Origin of the sequence: Paenibacillus sp. alder61 (assembly GCF_020179875.1) — a bacterium.
Taxonomy (GTDB): domain Bacteria; phylum Bacillota; class Bacilli; order Paenibacillales; family Paenibacillaceae; genus Fontibacillus; species Fontibacillus faecis.
The window spans coordinates 125,429-144,102 of sequence record NZ_JAIUDG010000002.1 but is presented as its reverse complement, the minus strand read 5'-3'; the positions used below and the strand labels follow the sequence as shown (position 1 = coordinate 144,102).

At 53.8% G+C, this 18,674-nt stretch carries 15 protein-coding genes; 5 read left to right on the top strand and 10 right to left on the bottom strand.

What is annotated here, in order from left to right:
- Positions 1 to 139: 139 nt before the first annotated feature.
- The 7 genes from LBW89_RS02555 to LBW89_RS02525 form a co-directional block, all read right to left on the bottom strand.
- Positions 140 to 1,192 carry a DUF1835 domain-containing protein gene (locus tag LBW89_RS02555; RefSeq protein ID WP_225038372.1) on the bottom strand — a complete coding sequence of 351 codons (1,053 nt, stop codon included), beginning with the start codon at positions 1,190 to 1,192 and terminating at the stop codon, positions 140 to 142.
- Between the two features lie 226 nt (positions 1,193 to 1,418).
- Complete coding sequence (locus tag LBW89_RS02550) at positions 1,419 to 1,640, bottom strand: hypothetical protein (RefSeq protein ID WP_225038371.1); 222 nt, start codon at positions 1,638 to 1,640, stop codon at positions 1,419 to 1,421.
- A gap of 119 nt (positions 1,641 to 1,759) precedes the next feature.
- A complete protein-coding gene (locus LBW89_RS02545) occupies positions 1,760 to 3,154 on the bottom strand; it encodes an ABC transporter substrate-binding protein (protein WP_148452207.1) in 1,395 nt (464 codons plus the stop codon).
- Positions 3,155 to 4,249: 1,095 nt separating this feature from the next.
- Positions 4,250 to 5,875, bottom strand: coding sequence for a response regulator transcription factor (locus LBW89_RS02540; RefSeq protein WP_148452205.1), 1,626 nt, complete (start codon positions 5,873 to 5,875; stop codon positions 4,250 to 4,252).
- Positions 5,854 to 7,623: a sensor histidine kinase gene (locus LBW89_RS02535; RefSeq protein ID WP_170287080.1), complete on the bottom strand. Its 1,770-nt coding sequence runs from the start codon at positions 7,621 to 7,623 to the stop codon at positions 5,854 to 5,856. Before LBW89_RS02535 ends, LBW89_RS02540 begins: the two co-directional genes overlap by 22 nt.
- A gap of 62 nt (positions 7,624 to 7,685) precedes the next feature.
- Positions 7,686 to 8,567, bottom strand: a complete 882-nt coding sequence (locus LBW89_RS02530; RefSeq protein WP_148452201.1) for a carbohydrate ABC transporter permease — start codon at positions 8,565 to 8,567, stop codon at positions 7,686 to 7,688.
- Positions 8,568 to 8,585: 18 nt separating this feature from the next.
- On the bottom strand, positions 8,586 to 9,482 hold the full coding sequence (locus LBW89_RS02525) for a carbohydrate ABC transporter permease (protein ID WP_148452199.1): 897 nt from the start codon (positions 9,480 to 9,482) through the stop codon (positions 8,586 to 8,588).
- Positions 9,483 to 9,703: 221 nt separating this feature from the next.
- On the opposite strand from LBW89_RS02525, the gene LBW89_RS02520 reads away from it, so the two are divergent.
- Together LBW89_RS02520 and LBW89_RS02515 are read left to right on the top strand one after the other, a co-directional pair.
- Positions 9,704 to 12,289, top strand: coding sequence for a heparinase II/III family protein (locus LBW89_RS02520; RefSeq protein WP_148452197.1), 2,586 nt, complete (start codon positions 9,704 to 9,706; stop codon positions 12,287 to 12,289).
- A 49-nt stretch (positions 12,290 to 12,338) separates the two neighbouring features.
- Positions 12,339 to 12,659, top strand: a complete 321-nt coding sequence (locus LBW89_RS02515; protein ID WP_148452195.1) for a cupin domain-containing protein — start codon at positions 12,339 to 12,341, stop codon at positions 12,657 to 12,659.
- 142 nt (positions 12,660 to 12,801) lie between these two features.
- Here LBW89_RS02515 and LBW89_RS02510 read toward each other — a convergent pair whose 3' ends face one another.
- Together LBW89_RS02510 and LBW89_RS02505 are read right to left on the bottom strand one after the other, a co-directional pair.
- Positions 12,802 to 13,788, bottom strand: coding sequence for a patatin-like phospholipase family protein (locus LBW89_RS02510; protein ID WP_148452193.1), 987 nt, complete (start codon positions 13,786 to 13,788; stop codon positions 12,802 to 12,804).
- Between the two features lie 422 nt (positions 13,789 to 14,210).
- Positions 14,211 to 14,786: a TetR/AcrR family transcriptional regulator gene (locus LBW89_RS02505; RefSeq protein ID WP_148452192.1), complete on the bottom strand. Its 576-nt coding sequence runs from the start codon at positions 14,784 to 14,786 to the stop codon at positions 14,211 to 14,213.
- A gap of 174 nt (positions 14,787 to 14,960) precedes the next feature.
- On the opposite strand from LBW89_RS02505, the gene LBW89_RS02500 reads away from it, so the two are divergent.
- Together LBW89_RS02500 and LBW89_RS02495 are read left to right on the top strand one after the other, a co-directional pair.
- Positions 14,961 to 15,911 carry a ketopantoate reductase family protein gene (locus LBW89_RS02500; RefSeq protein ID WP_148452189.1) on the top strand — a complete coding sequence of 317 codons (951 nt, stop codon included), beginning with the start codon at positions 14,961 to 14,963 and terminating at the stop codon, positions 15,909 to 15,911.
- Positions 15,912 to 15,981: 70 nt separating this feature from the next.
- A complete protein-coding gene (locus tag LBW89_RS02495; RefSeq protein WP_148452187.1) occupies positions 15,982 to 16,713 on the top strand; it encodes a type II toxin-antitoxin system prevent-host-death family antitoxin in 732 nt (243 codons plus the stop codon).
- 86 nt (positions 16,714 to 16,799) lie between these two features.
- Here LBW89_RS02495 and sstT read toward each other — a convergent pair whose 3' ends face one another.
- On the bottom strand, positions 16,800 to 18,029 hold the full coding sequence (gene sstT, locus LBW89_RS02490) for a serine/threonine transporter SstT (RefSeq protein WP_148452185.1): 1,230 nt from the start codon (positions 18,027 to 18,029) through the stop codon (positions 16,800 to 16,802).
- A gap of 262 nt (positions 18,030 to 18,291) precedes the next feature.
- On the opposite strand from sstT, the gene LBW89_RS02485 reads away from it, so the two are divergent.
- A complete protein-coding gene (locus LBW89_RS02485) occupies positions 18,292 to 18,603 on the top strand; it encodes a YbjQ family protein (RefSeq protein ID WP_148452183.1) in 312 nt (103 codons plus the stop codon).
- Positions 18,604 to 18,674: the final 71 nt, after the last annotated feature.

The following is an 18,674-nucleotide window of genomic DNA, read 5'->3' as shown; positions in this document are numbered from 1 at the left end:
AATTAACGGGAAGAATTCCCTTTAATTCGAACCAAACCTCTCTTCATGACATTTATCGCCATGCCGACGCGTATGACCGTCACTTAATGTGGTTCGTCCTGCGACGAAGTGAACGTGCTTGCCTGTGAAGGAGTGGTCGTTATCCGAGTGACGTTTTGCGTCTGACACTGTAATATCTCATTGCCGCGGGAACGCCCTTGATTTCCAGCACCCCGTCATAAATCAAGGTGCGCAGCCGATATTCAAAATAATCATCCCCGATAGTTGGGTCGCAATGGCCCATCGCCTCGCCGATCAGGCGGGCGGCTCTCAGAAAGCTGTCATTGCCGGCACGCGACTGAAGAAGGTCCAGCTTTTCCAGCAGATATTGATCGTAGCTATCGGCAGGCACCTCGACCACCGCGCCGGCACGCCAAATACGCAACACTTTTGCTTGTTCCGAGAGGGCTTGCCACTCCTGTCTCAGCCGTTCGATGTCAGCGGGGAGCAGCATCCCGCTGCCGTCCATTCGGGCGAGCGCGTCGCAAAGCTTGTCCGGCACAATTTCGCCCGAGTGGCGGTATTTAATCCACGCATCCGGTCGATTGTACATTTCCTCGCAAATGGCGCAAGCATTGTATACGGCAATGGCATTCGACTTATTGCTGAGCAGATGGAGCGCATGCCGCATGCCCATCTGTTCGTAAGCGTTGCCGGCGGCCCAGATCACCACTTCGGCCCGCTCGGGAATTTGCGCTACTTGACGCAAGAGCTCCTCATACTCTTCCTCAAACGAGGAGTAGGCTTCGGCTCCGCCCGAAATATGGTCGCGAAACCAATCGATCCGCGCCTGACGCCCTTTCGGCAAGTCCAGATCACCGAGCGGACCGATCGCGTAATCTTCCTCCAGAACAATCACTTTGTGTGTTTCCGACCAGCCGATTTGCCTCAATGCCTGTTTCATACTGCCCGCAAAAGAATGACCGACCACGATATGGACGTGGGTATCATCCGGTGAAATTTTCCCGGCCTCCCGCCGGTTAGAGGCGCTCACTACATTGTCGTAAAGTTCGATCAACTCAGCAATCGCCGCAGGCTGCGACTCTTTCTTATCCAGCAAGCTGATTTGAGCCAGCAGAAACCTCAGATACGCCTTTAACTCGTCTCCCCGCAAACCTTCGACCGCTTTCCTAATGGCCGTCATCTCGTCCATCGGTTCTCCCTCCATTTTACCGCGCTATAACCTATCATAATCATAGCAAAAGAAAGGAACGGGAGCCATGCAGGACACGAGAATGACGGCGGTTGCGATCCGATGTACTTAGCCAAATACCGGTGCTTCCAAGTGTGGAGGGGCTGTGTCTGAAGGATATCCCGGCAATAAAAAAAGACGATCGGATACACCAATGCGTCTTGTCTAAACCGTAGTTCTTTATATCTCAGCGAAGAAGTTCAAATTCTTCATTCGCTTGTCTTATACGTTCACCATAAGCTTCCTGACCCATTTTCTCCATGAGATCCAAACGTATTTTTCTCATTTCTTGGTCGATAAGAGGGCGTAGATTCTCGGGTGGGGGAACGATCATAATACCCGAATCTGAAAGTGATCTTTTAGCACCGTGTACCGGGCGAATATTCTTTTGATCTGTTTGAGTTGACATTGCTTTCGATCTTAAAAGTGCAGCATTGGCAGCTTTTGTTGTTTTTCGAGGCAGGAACACCCCATCCCAGGGGATTCCCGCCTCTTTTGCTGTTTTCCTTTTGTTCGAGTGATTCTTCCCTACTTCTCCACCAACGACCCCTGCAGATTCGCCGCGTTAAAGCTCGGATCCGCTCCAATCGTGGTGTCCCCCGCGGCTTTCGCTTTCTCCAGCGCGGCGTTGTACCGCGCGTTCAGATCGCTTAACACCTTGTCCAAATCCTGGCCGTCAAAAATAAACTTGTTGAAGACGTCCACTTTCTTCGTGCCTTCGACGCGGCCTTCGGTGGCGACCAGCGGGGTGGCGGGATAGATGCCGTCCATCGCGGTCGGCAGGAAATTCTCGATGCCGGCGATGTCCGGGGCTTTGGCTTTGGCCGCCACGGACGGGATGACGGATACGCCGTAGCCGCCTTCCTGGTAAGCGACCTGCACGTCGTCGCTGTACATCCACTCGATGAACTTCCAGGCCTCTTCTTTATGCTCGGAATTTTTGCTCATGGCCAGGTAGCTGCCCGCGATGACTTGGTCGGCTCCGTTTTGTTTGCCGTCGATCGTCGGCGGCATGGCTACGGCCCAATTAATGTCCGTCGGGAACTGCGTCTTATACACGCTCGGCTCCACCGAGTGGTTGAAGTACATGCCGATCTTCCCTTGCGCGAACTGGGCGCGCAGCGGGTCGATGTCGAGCGATTCCGAGCCGGGCAGCATGCTGCCGTCCGCACGGATCTGATGCAGCGCCTGCAGCACTTCTTTGTACACGGTAAAATCGAACTGTCCCGTTTGGAAGTTAAAGCCCTCGTTTCCCGTGTTCGTGCTCAGTGAGACGATCGGATAGGCGATCCGCTCAAAGCCGCTGGCGCTCTTGAAGTTGCCGGCAAAACCGTAGGCTCCGCTGTTCTTGCCTGCAGCCGTGATCTTCTTGGCGTCCTCGACCATTTCGGCAATCGTCGTCGGCGGCCCGTCGATCCCTGCTTTTTCAAACAGATCGACGTTGTAGATCAGCCTCCAGAACTGGCCGATATTCGGCAGCGTGTAGATTTTTCCGCCAACCATGTTCTTTTCTTCGATCAGCACGTTTTTGAAGTTCTCTTTCAGCTCGGGCGAGATGTAGTCGTCGAACGGCTCCAAATAGCCGCGCTTCACCCAGGTCGGCACATTTCCCGTATCCACCCGAAAAATATCCGGCGCCTGGTTGCTGGCGAACGCGATTTCCACGGACTGCGCGTAGTTATCGGCCATCACCTTCATTTCGATATCGATATTGGGGTTCTTTTCCTCGTACTCCTTCACTTTCTGCTCAATAAAATCGCTATCGTGTCGGTCGATCGTCCAGTAGGTCAGCTTCGTCTTGCTTCCTTCGGCGCTAGCCGCCGCCGTGTCGGGTTCCGTCTTGTCGCCGCCGGATGAACAGGCCGCCAAAGAGCCCGCCAACAGCAGCGCCAGTCCCGCCAAGCCCCACTTGTTAAACTTCATTGAACCTTGCCCCCTTAGGATGATGTAATCGCATTCATTTTTCACTAAAAATATAAATCATCCGTCCTTCCGCGCGTGAAGGAAAAAACAACTTTTCAGGGGAGAGGAAACCACTCTTTAATTACATAGGAAAGCAGCCAAAATTTAAATACACCGAAGATCAGGCCATAGATCTGCTTTATAAGAAAATCAAAAGCGATGCGGATAAATATGCCATCCATCATGTAATGGAGCTTCAGTTACTCGAACTGCCGGGGGTTTCTCCGTGATACCTATAATCCATACTTCCTTCATCATCAAAAGTAAATAAAGGGACTCTTTTCTAATACACGCATCCACCTTGAGTTCAATTCCTAAAATGAATAATTATAGCCTGTTCGGACGAGTCTATATCAACTATAGAAGAATCCCGTCTTTCAAAATACATGGAAATGGCCTGTATCTATGCATTTGAGATGATTAGCTAAATCTCGATATTCTAAAACAAATTCTAAAAAGGCACTGTTTTTATCAGCTAAAAAGTCAGCTTCCGTCATGGTTCCATTACAGCTGAATTTTTTGGTAGTCACAATTCTTTCATATAAAGAATCGTTTGAGTTATACCTTGTGCCACTTCAAATAATTCACTTGAAAGATATCGCGATATGTCCCCTATTATAAGCTTCTTTTTGTTTGACCTGATAATAACTAAAAGCCCCCCGTCGGAGTCTACATGATTAACGGGAAAATATCCCGTTAATGTACCGCTCTTGGCTCTTTATTCAGATTTAGCTGGAAAAACTCCATCTATTTCGCTGCCCTATTGCCGAAATTCACCATTTCAGGCGAATTAACGGGAGGTTTTCCAGCTAATTTGCCTCTGCAGCCGCATACGTACCCAATTAACGGGAAGAATTCCCTTTAATTCGAGGAATTGAACAACAGTCCAAAATTATTATACAATACTTGGAAATTCCGCAAAGTCCTATCTTCTATATTTTTGAAAAATAGTTGACACCCTTTTCGCTTTTACCAATACTCCCCCCCCACTCTTGCAGCTTGCAAAATGTCTTGCGACAAGTTGGCATAAATTAAATTTTTGAACTTCAGCTATGTTCATATCTTTTCAATATTCGCCGCATACTTCGTCCGGAACTCCGTCGGCGTCACGCCGGTATGCTTCTTGAATAGTTCGGTAAAATACGGACGGTCCTCGTACCCGAGCGATCCGGCAATATCCTGCACCTGCATCCCTTCGAGCACCAGTTCCTTCGCCTTCTCCATCCGGCAGTGGGTGATGTATTGGGCCAAAGTGACACCCATTTCTTTTTTGAACAAGTTGGAAAAATAGCTCGGACTCAAGTGCACCGCCTTGGCGCAGTCCGCCACGGACAAATTCTCGTGCAGATGCCGCTGGATATGCGCAATGCCCCGCTCGACCAGCACCCTGGACTCGCTGACCTGGCGCTTCCGCAAATAGCCGCAGCCCTGCCGGCAAAATTCCCGGATCAAGCCGCACAGCTCCTCAAACGTGGCCGCTTTGTTCATATCCGCCAGCTTGCCCTCCAGCTCCTGGATCTCCTCGACCGTGCCTTTTTCCGCAAACGTTCGATGGATCGCATGGGCCAGCTCCAGGCATAGCGTCTTCAGAACCGAAGGATGCGGATTCTTCCCGGCGGAAATCCACCCGTCCCAGATCCCTTGCAGCTGCTCCTCCGCCTTGTCGAGGTTCGCGGAACGCAGGCAGAACAACAGCTCTTTCTCCTGCTCGTAAGAGTATTGCGGCTCGTCCGCCCCCCGGAATTCCCCGTCTTTGTACAGATAAACGCTATTTCCGCCCGACAAAAACGTATTGGCCAACGCGGCCAGCGCCTGCGCGTACGAAGCCGCCAATTGCGACGTATCCTTCACCTCATGGCCCACGCCGATCGATACGGTTTGGTACGTGTGCCTGCACACATGTTCGCGGCATTTCTCCGCGAGCTGCCCCGCGTCCATCGCGGCGGCCGGATTGGCGACGATCACGAACTGGTTGATATTTTCGCGAAACACAATGCCGCTGGTATGGGACGAGACGGTCTCCTCCAAAATATTCTGCACGGCAAAGCGGATCAGCTCCACCTCACCGACCGGCAAATCCGCCGTCCTCTCCGGGAAATGATCCATCTCCGCGACCATGACCCAGAAGTCGTTCTTCTCCATCGTGATGCCGTAGAAATCCCACTGCCGGCTCTGGCTCTGCTGCCGGGTGCCGTACCGGATGAGCAGGCGCATAAATTCCTGTCTCAGATAGGGCAGGCTTTCCCGCAGCTTCCGCTCCATTCCCTGCATATAAGCGGCTTTGCTGCGCTCCCGCTCGATCGACGCCTTCGCTTTCAGCGCCACCTCCAGCACCTGGGCGGGGGTGAAGGGCTTGACGATGAAATCGAACGCCCCCAATTTGACCGCCTCCTGGGCATACGAGAAGTCGGTATACGCCGTGAAAAAGATCACCTTGACCCCCGGCTGCTCCGGCAAAATCGTCCGCATCATCTCCAGCCCGTCCATCAGCGGCATGCGAATATCCGTCAGCACGATATCGGGGCGGACGCGGCGCAGGCATTCGAGCCCCTCATGCCCGTTGGAGGCCGTGGCCGCGACCGTCATCCCGTGATCCTCCCAGGCAATCCGTTGCGACAGTCCGCGCACCACCGCCGGAATATCGTCGATAATACAAATTTTTATCGGGTCATAATGTTCCATGGTTCATCCCTCTCGCTTTCCATTGTCATGGTAAGAACCGCAACCGTTTCACCGGGACGGCTGAGAAAGCGCAAACCCGCCCCCTTGCCGTAGTACAAAGCCAGGCGGTTGCAGATGTTGGATAAGGCATACCCTTTGCAGTCGGCGGGCAGCCGCAGCTTTTCATCCATCCGCTCCGCATCCAGGCCGACCCCGTTGTCCGTCACCGAAATGACCAGGCTGCCGCCCGCGGACTCGGCCTCGATCCGAATCATTCCCGCCTCCCGCTTATCCTTCAAGCCGTGAAGGATGGAGTTCTCCACCAGAGGCTGGATGATGATTTTCAGGACGGGCAGCTCCAGCAGTTCGGGCGGCGCATGGATCGAAAACTCGAACAGGCCCTCATAGCATTGCTGCTGCAGGTTTAAATACTGGCGGGCATGTTCCAGTTCCTTGCCTAGTGTCGTGATCTCTTTGCCCTGATTCAGTCCCAGGCGGAATAACGCCGACAAGGACAGGACCATCGCTTTGACATCCTCGTACTCGTCCATCTCGCATTTCCAGTAAATCGTATTTAACGTGTTGTATAAAAAATGCGGATCGATCTGCGCCTGCAGCGCCTTGATTTCCGCTTTCCGTTTCTCGTTCTCCGACGCCTTCACCTCGGCGATCAGTTGCCCGATCCGGTCCAGCATCTGATTGAACTTCCGTCCGGCTTCCCCGATTTCGTCCTGGAAGGGACTTACGAAGCGCGCTCCTAAATCCTCGTGCTCGACCCGTTTCATCGTCTTTTGCAGCCGGAGCAGCGGGGAGAGCAGCAAACCCGACAAATACCGGGCGAGCAGCAGCGCAGTCAGCGTGCAGAACGCCATAATCGCCAGCACCAGCCATTGAATCTGGTGAACGGGCGCGAGCAGATCCGATTTCGACAGATAACTGACCAGCATCCAATCGGTGGCGAACGCGGAGATGGCGTAGCTCACCAGCATGGTGCCGTCCGGGCTTTTATACTCGAAATTCCCGCTGCCGCTCGCCGCCAGCTTCCGGATGAATTCCGGGGACTTCGTCCATGCCGGCCGCCCCTGATCTCCGAGCACGCTCGCCCCCGAGGTGTTCATGAGCAAAAAGTGGGCCGATCCCGGGTTAAGCCCTTCACTGACGACCTCCCCCAGCATCCGAGCATCGACATTGACGATGAGGAACACATCGGGTACATACGTCTCTGTAAGCGATTGCAAAACTAGCGTGACGACCTCCTCTTTTCCGGCAAACAGCTCATCCTCATGGCTTTCAATCCATCGCGTTTCGGGCTCGTCCTTAATCCGCTGATAAATGGCCGTGGAGTTAAAAGGGACGTCGGTTTTTCGCGTCTTGCCGCTGGAATAGAAATCGCCGCTCGGCGTGCTGATCAGGATCGAGTCAATCGAATTTTCTGTCAGCTCAGCCTGCGTAAACAGCCCTTGAAGCAGCGAAAAATTCGCGAAATACCGGCCCCGATTGTCGGCCTGAATATCGCGAATCGTCTGTTTGTAAGTTTCGCTTAACGTCATGGTGGAGGAGGCCACCACGATCTGCTTCAGCTTCTGGTCCAGCACGTTGACGGATTGGTTGAGCACGCTGTGGTTCAGCTGGGTGGAATTGCGCTCCATGGCGCGGGCCGCGATCACATAGGAACATAGGCCGGTGACAGCGATGCAAAGTACCGTAAGGCCGGCAAAGGAGACCCACATTCTTTTTCGCAAGGAAGTCCGGTAAATCCATGTCTTCAAATGCATTCACGCTCCTTCGTCATCCCTGCCCGCCGCCCTTTCCTGTCGAGAGCGCCCGTCGTCTACCCTTTGACCGAACCCGCCGTCATCTGCATGAAAGATTTATTGGCGAACACATACACCAGCAGCATCGGCAAAATGGACAGACACGCGCCGGCCAACATGAGCTGCGGCTGCGCGGCATCGCCCACGCCGTATTTCAAACTGGCCAGTCCGACGGTCAGCGTCTGCAGATCGGGCTGGGTCATCGTAAAGACCAGGGGCAGGATATATTCGTTCCAAGCGCCGCGGAAGGACCAGAGTCCGGCCACGCCCAGCGCCGGGGCCAGCAAAGGCAGAATAATTCTAGTATAGGTGCTGTAAAAATTACAACCGTCAATATAAGCGGCCTCGTCCAACTCCTTCGGGATGGCGCGGACAAAGCCGATCAGCATGAAGAACACCGTGGCATGCGCGCTGATCAACAGCAGGATCACGCCCCACAGCGATTTTTGCAGATTCAGCGCCACCATCAAATCGAATTGGGGTCTTAAGACGACGGCGCCGATCGAGATAAACAAGGTGCTGGATTGCAGAAACACGTAGAACTTTTTACCGATAAAATCAATCCGTGCCACGGCATAAGCGGCCATCGTACCGATCAGCAGCGTGCCTACGGTCGTAAAGAAACTGATAAACAGGCTGTTCCAGGTAAAGCGGGCAAAATTGGCCACTTCCCACGCCTGCGCGTAATTGCTGAATTTCCATTCCTGCGGCAGCAGGCCGGAGCCCGTCGTGATCTCCAGATTGGACTTCAGCGAGCCGAAGAAAGCCAGCAGGATCGGAAATAGCGTAAACACGGCGACGATCAGCAGAAACGCCCACAACAATATATTCGATGCCAGCTTGCGCCAGGGAAGCGTTTTTCTTCGGGATGCCGTGATGGACGGATATAGTGTATTCATCGGTTGATCTCCTTTCGTTTAATAGAGTTCGTTCAGTTTTTTGGACATCCGGAAATAGATCAGCGTGATCACCCCGACGATCACCGCCGTCGCAAACCCGACCGCACTGCCGTAGCCGAACTGCTGCGCGCTCATTCCCCCGCTCGATACCGGGAAGAACAACTTGTATAGGTAAAGGTACATGACATTCGTCTTGCCGTAAGGCCCGCCTTCCGTCAACACCATAATGCTCTCGTACCCTTTGAGCGAAACGGTGATCGCCAGCATGATGATCATTTGCAGAACCGGCCCCAGCATCGGTACGGTAATGCTCCACATTTTGCGGACAGGTCCGGCCCCGTCCAGGGAGGCCGCCTCGTACAGATCTTCGGGGATATTTTGCAGACCGGCGATGAACAGCAGCATGTAGTTGCCCACCGCCCCCCAGATCGCGATGATGATCGAAGTCAGCAGGGCGTATTCGGGGCCCAGCCAATCGATCGGAGCCGACACGATGCCCGATTTCATCAGCAGCTGATTGATCATCCCGTTATAAGAGTTGAACAGGACATAGAACACGATCGCCATCACGGAGGCGCTGACGATGGTCGGCAGGAAGTACACCGCCCGCAGCAGGTGCCGCCCCTTGAAAGCCCGGTTCAGGATAACCGCCAGCACGAACGACAAAGGAATCGTCACCAGCAGTTTCCCGCCGGCATACACCAGCGTGTTCAGAACCGACTGCCAGAACTCCGTATCCCGAAACAGCCTCGCAAAGTTATCCAATCCGATGAATAAAGGTTCTCCATATCCCTGGTAATCGTAAAACATGTACTTGAGCGCCCAAACTATCGGGTACACCCCAAACACCAGCGTTAAAAAGAGACTCGGCGCGACGAACGTCCAGGCATGGATTTGGCGTTTTGTACGATTCACAAGTTTTTCCTCCCGTCATGAAGCGTTGCCTTTCTTAATCCTAAGATAAAAGTCCGCGGACCGAAGCGGTTAGGGAAAAACCCACTGTGTGCAGGGGGGAAAATCACTTTTCGGCCGATTCAGTCGATTTGTCCCCTCTCCATCGCTTGATTCTCCATCCCGAAGAGGGCTTGATACTTGCTAAAATAAGGAAAGAAATCGTTAGGAGGTGCACGAGATCGATGAAGCTTCAGAGCGGCGAGGACCCGGGATGGGGATGGCATGGCGGATGGATTTCCGCGGAGGAAGTGGAGGCGATGCGGCAGCGTGTCGGTCGTCATCCGGCACTGCGGCAGGAGTATGAGCGGCAAAAGGAGCTTTCGGAGCGGTTTGCCGCGGAGGCGATGAAGGCTCCGCTGGCGGAACAAGCGAACGAGCGGACGCAGCCGTTTGTTTTTCGGGTACCGGAGGGGGCCCGCTATCTTAAGATCTCGATCCATGTCGCGGGACAAGGGTCAGCCCGAATCCGGGAACTGCGGGTGACGCATTCCCAGCGGGGCCTGCCGGTGCAGCTCGGCAACGCGAATTTCGCGCAGGGCCTGGCCTGTTGGCGGGCGGACGTGAAGGAGGGCGGCCGGCTCGAGCTTCAGCCCGTTCCCGCGAACGCCGCGGCCCTGCAGCCATCGGGCGTCACACCGGCAAGCGGAACGGATGCTAATCATTCGGCGGCGCAAGCCCAAATGGTCCGCATCGTCAACACGCACGAAGAAGCCGACACGGTGCTTCATTACGAGACGCCGATTCCCGTCCGGGAGGGAGACCACTACAGCGTCCAGGTCACGCTGGGTCTGGAGGCTCCTCTCACCATAGGGGTTTATTCGGAAGTTCATTTTAGCGATGATCAAGGCAACCCGCTGGGCGATGCCTTCCTCTCTTCGCCTCCCTTCAACCGGGCGACGCCGACGCCCTGGGTCTATTTTCTCGAAGCGGCCGGTGCGGATGCCAATCGGTTTATGCTGGAAGGCGATGTCGCGAGCGCGGAACGCTGCAAGCAAAAATTGCTGTATATGCTGTACGATATCATCCCGGGGATGGGGATTTTTAAAGAAACGGGCTGGCATGACGACGATATTTACGGGGCGGTCCATATCGGCCGGGGGCTGGCCGTTCTCTCGGTCATTTACCGTCAAATCGCGCCTTCCGGGGTTTTTGACGAGGAGGAGACCGCGATGCTGCTTGCGTACTTCCGTTATATCGCCAAGCTGATGATGGATACGGGGTACTACCGCTTCGATCTGGAGGAGTTCCCTGACGAAAAGGGCGGGATGCGCAGCAACTGGAACGCGGACCGGGCCACGGGTCTGGGGGTCTATGCCCTCCTGTTCCCGGAGGAACGGAAATCGGAGGCTTACCTGAAACATGCCCTATCGGTCGTGGACTGGCAGCTCGAACATGTCGTGGACGAGACGGGGGCCTGGCCGGAAAACATCAGGTACCATGGGGCGGTGCTCCATCGCTATTTTTTATTTTTTGCCCTGCTTAAGAGGTTTAAGGGGTCGGACTATTTCCGGCATCCCAAGGTCAAAAGCATGTACCGCTTCCTCATCGGCACCGCGGTTTCACCGGATCGGATTCAGGCCGGGACGGACGGGGCCCCGGTCATGCTGACGCCCGCCGTGGGAGACGCCAATGTACAGGAACACTGGTTCCGGCTGCTGGTGTACGCGGCTCCCTTCTACCGGGAAACCGCTCCGAAACTGGCCGGGGAAATGATGTGGGCATGGCGGCGCGGCGGGTCGCCGGTTCGGGACAGCGGCGCTTTCCCTTATCCTTTGGCGCCGTTGTGGTTTGCCGATCCGGATTTGCCGGAAGAAGCGCCCGAATTGCGTTCGGTGCAGTATCCGGGGATGGGCTATGTGATCTTCCGCAACCCGGAGGGTCCGATCCGGTTTGAGCATTACGCCATCTACGAGGCCTCGTCGCTCACCTACCATGCCCATCATGACGAAGGCCATTTCTCGATTTGGTGCGACCAGGTGCCGCTGGCGCTCGATTCGGGCACCGGCGGTTACTACAACGGCGACCGCCACTGGTATCTGTCCAGCGCCGCCCATAATGTCGTGCAATTCGCGGATGCACCGGGGACGTGGCGGGAAACCCCGCTTCGGAGTCAATGCGAGCAGGTGCTATTTTCCGCCGAGCTGGATAGGGTGGTGAGCCGCATTCCCGATCCGACCGTGGAGTCGTATCGGAGACATTTCGCCTTCATCAAGGCCGGACTGGAGGTTTATGTGATCTGGGATCACATTCGGGGGGACGCCGCGCGGGTGTGGAACCTGCATACGCTCAGCACGGATGCGGAGATCGGAGCGCAGCATATTGCGGCGCGCTGCCTGGGCGGCATGCGGTTGAGCGCCGTGATCGCCGAGCCTCGACTGCCTTGGATCGAGACCGATCAGGGCGCCCTGGCCGGGAACTATCCCCTGCCGGCGCAGCAGTATTTCAGGGTGCACGGCCGCTCCACCGGCGACTTTCTGATTGTGCTGCATCCTCATCGGGACGCGGAGCCGCCGGTGCACGTCGAGGCCGTTCCATTGGAGCATCCGTCGCCGGAAGTACGCTGCTATAAAATCGTCCATGCCGACGGCGCGTGGTGCGCGGTTGTGGTGAACGGTGCCCCGTGTTCATTCACATTAAATCTGGATACCTTGGCTCTGGGACCGATGAGGTTACCCGACGGGCAGACTCAACCGATCGGCGGCAAGCTGGACGGATCTTTGCTGGAGATGGAAGCTGAAACTTTTTGCATCCTGCTGCCGCAAGCTTAACTGTAAAATCAGTTTGCTTGCCTTACGTAAAATAAAAGGAGGTTTATTTATGAGCAATATCGGAGTATGGGAACAGGCCGAACCGGGAGTCAAACGCTGCATTCTAAACGCCGCGGACAGCCTGATGATGATGGAGGTTCATTTTGCCAAAGGCGCGGAAGGATACGAGCACAGCCATCCCCATCAACAAATGAGCTACTGTCTGCGCGGAAGCTTTATCTTCCGGATCGATGGCCGGGAATACCCGCTCAAGGCGGGAGAAACCATCCATATCCCCCGGGATGCGGTACATGGAGTTACCGCTTTGGAGGATAACTCCGCCCTGCTCGACGTCTTTACGCCGATTCGCGAAGACTTGGTGAAGCGTTAGACTGGATTGAGATTGAACAGCATAATGGCGGGATGCTATTGCCTTACTTAATTAATCGAAAACCTAAGGTCTCCTCGGCAAACCAAACAGCCCGTAAGCAAGAAACAAACTGTCTTACGGGCATGCTTTTTTATCTACCTAGTCAATGATAAACGGTCGGCTCCTGTTCCCGTTCTTCCAGGCCAAAGTAATCATGAACAGGCTCCTTCGCCTCTTTTTCCCTAAATTTGCGCTTGTACTCTTCAAAGTCCCATTTCCGCAAAAATTGTTCCGCCGCGATCCTGCCGGATTGGAGCAAGGTCTGTTTATCTTCTTCCGTGAGATCGAATTTCGTAGTCGCCACCGATTCCGTCGGGATGAATACGCTTCGCTCCTCCGAATGTTTGTCGACGTGACGTTGATCGTGAGCCTGGAGCATCGTTTTAAAGACGCCTTTAAACAGGCTGAAAGGTCCGTTTATATCCCTGGCATGCGCAAGCGTGCGTCTTGCCGACAACCGAAATCCGAATGTTGGCCATCTGGGCATCCCTGCCACGTCAAACAACCAGATCGGATAATTGCTAAGCAGGCCGCCATCCAGCATGTAATACGGCTGTTTATCCAAAGGCGTCTTCCATAAATAGGGCTGAAAAAAGTAAGGTAACGTGGTGCTCATCCGAACGGCAGCCGCAATGGAAAATCGGGATGGCGACAGTCCGTAATCGCGCAGATCGTCCGGGAACACCACCATTTTACCGTTGCTGATGTTGGAGGCAATGATGGACAGCTTTCCTTCGGGTAAGTCTCCAAAGCATCTGATTCCCTTATTTTCAAGCCATTTTTCCACAATCCGCTCCAGAACATCATTGCTGTAAATTCCCGATTTCATCATCAGAGGAACCGTTTTATTTAAAATCGGAAGTTGGTTCATCCAGGTTCGTCCAAGGAGTTGATTGTAGTCCAGCGATTCCATGAGCGCCTTGATTTCCGAACTTCTGTAATCGCAGGCCAGTAGCGCCGCCACGATAGATCCCGCGGATGTGCCCGCAAGCCTTTTCCATACGTATCCTTTGGATTCCATCACCTCTATTCCACCTACAAAAGCGATTCCTTTGACTCCTCCGCCTTCAAACACGGCGTCCGCTTCCATTGCAGCACCTTCTTTGTATTTTATTTACCTCGGGTTGCTAATACAGTTAATGTGCTGCTTCTTACGGAATATATGTAAAACCTCTGTACCTCCCTCTACTTCTCCGCCAACGGCCTCTGAAGATTCGCCGCATTCAAGCTCAAATCCGCCCAAACGTGGTGGCGATCAGCGAGTTGCGGGGGATACGCCGCCGATCGTCTCCGTCGGGAGTCTATATCATTAACGGGAAAATATCCTGTTAATGTACCGCTTTTGGCTTTTCAATCAGATTTAGCTGGAAAAGCTCCATCTATTTCGCGGCCTACCCGCCGATATGCATATTATCAGGTAAATTAGCGGGAGGTTTTCCAGCTAATTCACTTCCGCAGCCGCATAGGCACCGAATTAACGGGAGGAATTCCTGTTAATTCGGCGCTTCCCCTTCATCCTCCCTTTAGTGTCTCCCGGGGTGGCAGCAAATTCCGCTCCAGCAGCACCAGCAATTGCTCTACCATTGCCTCCGGAGCGTAAGGCATCGAGTGGATGATCCACCACTCCACCAAACCGGCCACCGCGCTGGACAAAAAAAGGCCGAGAATCTCGGGCCGCACGCCCGCAGTGGTTATCTCACAGCTTTGGATATGCTCCCCGATTCCCTGCTCCACCATCGCCGTCATCCGGTTCCGAAACGTCGGTACACCTTGGTTCGTTAGCAAAGTGGTATAGATCGAGGCATGCCGTTCTATAAACTCAAAGGTGCGGAGCAGCAGCGCTTTCGCCGACATCCTGCTCGCCTCCCCATCCGGCATACAACTCTCGTACAGGAGCTGCAAATAAGTTTCGACGCACTGCTCCATCAGGTCGTATTTATCCGTGAAATGCAAATAGACGGTTCCTCGGTTCACGTTCGCCCGGTCCGCGATATCTTGAACCGTCACCTTTTCAAACCCTTTTTCCTCCAGCAGTCCGACAAAAGCTTCCATGATCGCCTGCCGCGTTCTGATGATCCTTCTGTCCATAACTCTCCTCCGCGCTTTTTTTCTGAACATTTCGGGCCTCCCTGTTGAATATGCAACAAAGGCGGCCGTTTTAGCGATTGCCCCGGCTTTCCGTATAGTGCTAAGGTAATTGTAATTAACAAACGTCATTTATACAACAAATGTTCAAGTATATAAAAAAGTGAGGGATCACACATGAAAGTTTTGATTTATGGCGCGGGGGTATTGGGCAGTTACCTGGCCCATGCATTGATCCGCGGGGGCAATGAGGTTACCATGCTGGCGCGAGGCGAGCGCGCGGAGGAACTGGAGAGGCACGGCCTCGTCATCCGCCACTATTTCCAGCTTAAAACCTCAGTCGATCCGGTTCGGGTGATCCGGCGGCTGGAGCCGGAAGATATCTATGACCTCATCTTTGTGGTCATGAAATTTACCGACTTTCCGAGCGTCCTGCCGATTCTGGCGGAGAACCGCAGCAGCAACATCGTGATCGTCGGCAATAATACCGACGCCCGGGACATGCAGGCTTATCTTCAGGAGAATGTCTCCACCCGGAAGAATATCGCCTTCGGATTCCAGCTCAGCGCCGGTCGCAGGCAACCCGGCGGCCGCATTGTCAGCGTTCGGGCCGGCGTGGGGATGGTGATCGGCGGATTGGACGGTCCTATTCCCTTTCATGCGCTGCTGGATCAGGCTTTTGCCAGAACCAAATACAAACTGATCTACCACGACAATATCGACGCTTGGTTGAAAAATCATATCGTTCCGATTCTGGCGATCAACTACGGCACTTTCATTTATAACGGCCAAATGAAAAAAATCGCCGGGGACAGCGGGCTGCTTCGGCAAATGGTCGCGGCCATGGACGAAGGGTTCCGCGTGCTGGAGGCGCTCGGAATTCCTCTGGTGCCGGCGAAACAGGCGAAATTGATCCGGAACCACCCTGCACTGCTTCGGTTTTTCCTGAAAATTTACCACCTTCTCCCCGTCAGCCGGATGGTCGACGGTTCTCCCCACGAATTGGCCGCTTTGGGCCGCGTATTTCGTGAATGGAGTCATCGCGCCGGTATTCCTACGCCTGCCTGGGACCTGCTGGAAGAGCGATTTAGCGTCACCTACGGAGATCGGCTTACTATTCAGAATTAGCTAATTTCAATTGAAATTCACCAATATATTAGCTAAAATATAATATAATAGCTAATCCGAGGTGAATCCGATGCGAGTTTCTTCCACCGATATGCAGAACAATTTCGGGAAGTACTTAAAGTTTGCGGAGTCCAGCGAAGAGATCATCGTAACGAGGAACGGCAAGGATGTGGCCAAATTGACCGCTCTCTCCGGCGGCGATGACATCTTAATTAGGGAGGCCGCGGCGAACTATGAACTAAGCTGCGGCTCTGTGACCTATGAAGAATTCCTTGAGCTGGCGAAAACGTCGGAACAGCGCTTTGAGCTGATTGACGGCATCGTGTATAACCTGGCCTCACCTACGTACAAACACCAACATGCCGTGCAGGAACTGATCGGTACGTTTTACAATTGGTTCAAAGGGAGACCCTGTAAGCCGCTGACCTCCCCATTCGACATTACGCTGAAGAAGGAAGAAACGAATATTTGCGTCGTTCAGCCGGACGTGGTGGTCATTTGTGACAAGGATCAAATCGACGCAAACGGCAAATACACGGGAACGCCGACATTGGTCGTTGAGGTGCTGTCCCCAGCCACGCGAAGCAAGGATTTGATCCGCAAACTCGAACTGTACCGGGCATGCGGTGTCATGGAGTACTGGATCGTTGATCCAATGAAGGAGCAGGCGGCGGTTTACGTTTTGGCCGATGGTGAGATCGCGGACAACACTTACTATTCCAACGGCAAAGACCTATACGTTGAATCGGAGCGGTTTCAGGGGCTGCGCGTTTCCATGCGGGATCTGTTCGCCGAATTTTAAACAAATAACATGCCGCCGAACAAAACAAGAAGATCGCCATATCCTGAGCCGAAAGGCTGCGGGACAGGCGATCTTTGTTTTCTTATTTAGGCATTCACCGTTGTTTTCGAGCCCTCTTTCCGCTTCTTCGCATATTCCGCGGTTGCGGTAAACAGCACGTCGGAGGAGGAATTGAGAGCCGTCTCGAAGGAATCCTGCAAAACGCCGATGATAAAGCCGACGCCGACGACTTGCATGGCAATGTCATTCGAAATGCCGAACAAGCTGCAGGCGAGCGGGATAAGCAGCAGCGACCCTCCGGCCACGCCGGAAGCCCCCGCGGCGGCGATCGCGGAAACCACGCTCAGAATCAGCGCCGTTCCAAAATCGACGGAAATCCCCAGCGTATGGACGGCGGCGAGGGTCAAGACGGAAATGGTCACCGCCGCACCCGCCATATTGATCGTCGCGCCCAAAGGAATGGATACGGAATACGTATCCTTGTCCAGCTTCAATTTTTCGCACAGCCGCATATTGACCGGAATGTTGGCGGCGGAACTGCGCGTGAAGAACGCCGTGATCCCGCTTTCTTTCAAACAGCTGAGCACCAAAGGATAGGGGTTCGACCGAATATTCACATATACGATCAACGGATTGATCACCAGCGCCATGAATAACATGCAGCCGACGAGAACGAGCAGCAATTTTCCGTAATCGAGCAAGGAAGCGAGCCCGTTTGCGGTAATCGTACTAAACACCAGTCCCATGATGCCGAAAGGCGCAAACTGGATCACCCATTTGACGATTTGCGAGACCGCGTCCGAGAACTGGGTGAGCATGCTTTTGGTCTGATCACTGGCCCCTTTTAAGGCAACCCCGAGTAGAATGGCCCAGGCCAGAATACCGATATAATTGGCTTCAAGCAAAGCTCTCACCGGATTATCCACAACGTTGAACAGCAAAGTTTGCAGTACTTCAACAATATCGCCGGGCGGAGTCAGGTCACTGTCCCCTGTCGTGAGAGACAACTTCACCGGAAAAATAAAACTGACGATCACCGCGATCAACCCCGCCGAGAAAGTGCTTAGTCCGTATAGCGCGAGTATCGATTTCATGTTCGTCCGGCCGCCCTTTTTATGATTCGAGATCGCTGCCATTACAAGGAGCAGAACCAGTACGGGAGCAACCGCTTTTAACGCGGATACGAATAAGGAGCCGAATAGTGCGATGCCGGTCGCCTTAGGGAAAGCCAAAGCCAGGATGACACCCACGATAATTCCCAGAAAAATGCGTGTGACTAGACTTAACCGGCTCCACCTGTGCAGTAGTGTTTTCATGTTTGCCCTCCGGGTTATGATGTAATTATAATCAAGCACCGCCTCGACGCTGTAGTGAGGCATAGCGCTAGTTTACCATGGAAGCGGCAAGCTGTGTACTGGTGGAAAGATTTGTGCGCTTTTTTTCACAGATGTTCATGTGGATTCCACCCGCCACAGGCAGTTCCCATAAAGGTCGGAAGGCTCAAATCCTTTTTTGAAACCAACCCGCCCTTCCTGCGTAACAAACCAAAACCGAAGTTTCCCAAGGAGGATATTGATTATGTTAATGACCACGACTTCTACGATTGAGGGACATCCTGTGATACAGTATCTGGGTATCGTTACCGGCGAGGTCATCATGGGCGCCAATGTGTTCCGTGACTTTCTCGCTTCGATCACCGACGTTGTCGGAGGACGTTCCGGCGCCTATGAAGACAAGCTGCAGGAAGCGAGGGACACCGCGTTCGCGGAAATGAGGCAGCAGGCTTCCCGCATGGGGGCAACAGCCATCATCGGCGTCGACATCGATTATGAAGTCGTGCGCGAAGGCATGCTGATGGTCTCCGTCAGCGGAACGGCGGTGGTGGTTTAGTCCGCCACCACGATCCGTAAACTGCTTGTGGTACACCCGCTTAACTAACGAGGTTTGATGCAGCACCATCG

Bases quoted from the DNA above. Each gene is read 5' to 3' on its own strand.
- LBW89_RS02555 (WP_225038372.1), bottom strand. From the start codon at position 1,192: ATGGACGAGATGACGGCCATTAGGAAAGCGGTCGAAGGTTTGCGGGGA.
- LBW89_RS02550 (WP_225038371.1), bottom strand. From the start codon at position 1,640: ATGTCAACTCAAACAGATCAAAAGAATATTCGCCCGGTACACGGTGCT.
- LBW89_RS02545 (WP_148452207.1), bottom strand. From the start codon at position 3,154: ATGAAGTTTAACAAGTGGGGCTTGGCGGGACTGGCGCTGCTGTTGGCG.
- LBW89_RS02540 (WP_148452205.1), bottom strand. From the start codon at position 5,875: ATGGAACATTATGACCCGATAAAAATTTGTATTATCGACGATATTCCG.
- LBW89_RS02530 (WP_148452201.1), bottom strand. From the start codon at position 8,567: ATGAATACACTATATCCGTCCATCACGGCATCCCGAAGAAAAACGCTT.
- LBW89_RS02520 (WP_148452197.1), top strand. From the start codon at position 9,704: ATGAAGCTTCAGAGCGGCGAGGACCCGGGATGGGGATGGCATGGCGGA.
- LBW89_RS02515 (WP_148452195.1), top strand. From the start codon at position 12,339: ATGAGCAATATCGGAGTATGGGAACAGGCCGAACCGGGAGTCAAACGC.
- LBW89_RS02510 (WP_148452193.1), bottom strand. From the start codon at position 13,788: ATGGAAGCGGACGCCGTGTTTGAAGGCGGAGGAGTCAAAGGAATCGCT.
- LBW89_RS02505 (WP_148452192.1), bottom strand. From the start codon at position 14,786: ATGGACAGAAGGATCATCAGAACGCGGCAGGCGATCATGGAAGCTTTT.
- LBW89_RS02500 (WP_148452189.1), top strand. From the start codon at position 14,961: ATGAAAGTTTTGATTTATGGCGCGGGGGTATTGGGCAGTTACCTGGCC.
- LBW89_RS02495 (WP_148452187.1), top strand. From the start codon at position 15,982: ATGCGAGTTTCTTCCACCGATATGCAGAACAATTTCGGGAAGTACTTA.
- sstT (WP_148452185.1), bottom strand. From the start codon at position 18,029: ATGAAAACACTACTGCACAGGTGGAGCCGGTTAAGTCTAGTCACACGC.
- LBW89_RS02485 (WP_148452183.1), top strand. From the start codon at position 18,292: ATGTTAATGACCACGACTTCTACGATTGAGGGACATCCTGTGATACAG.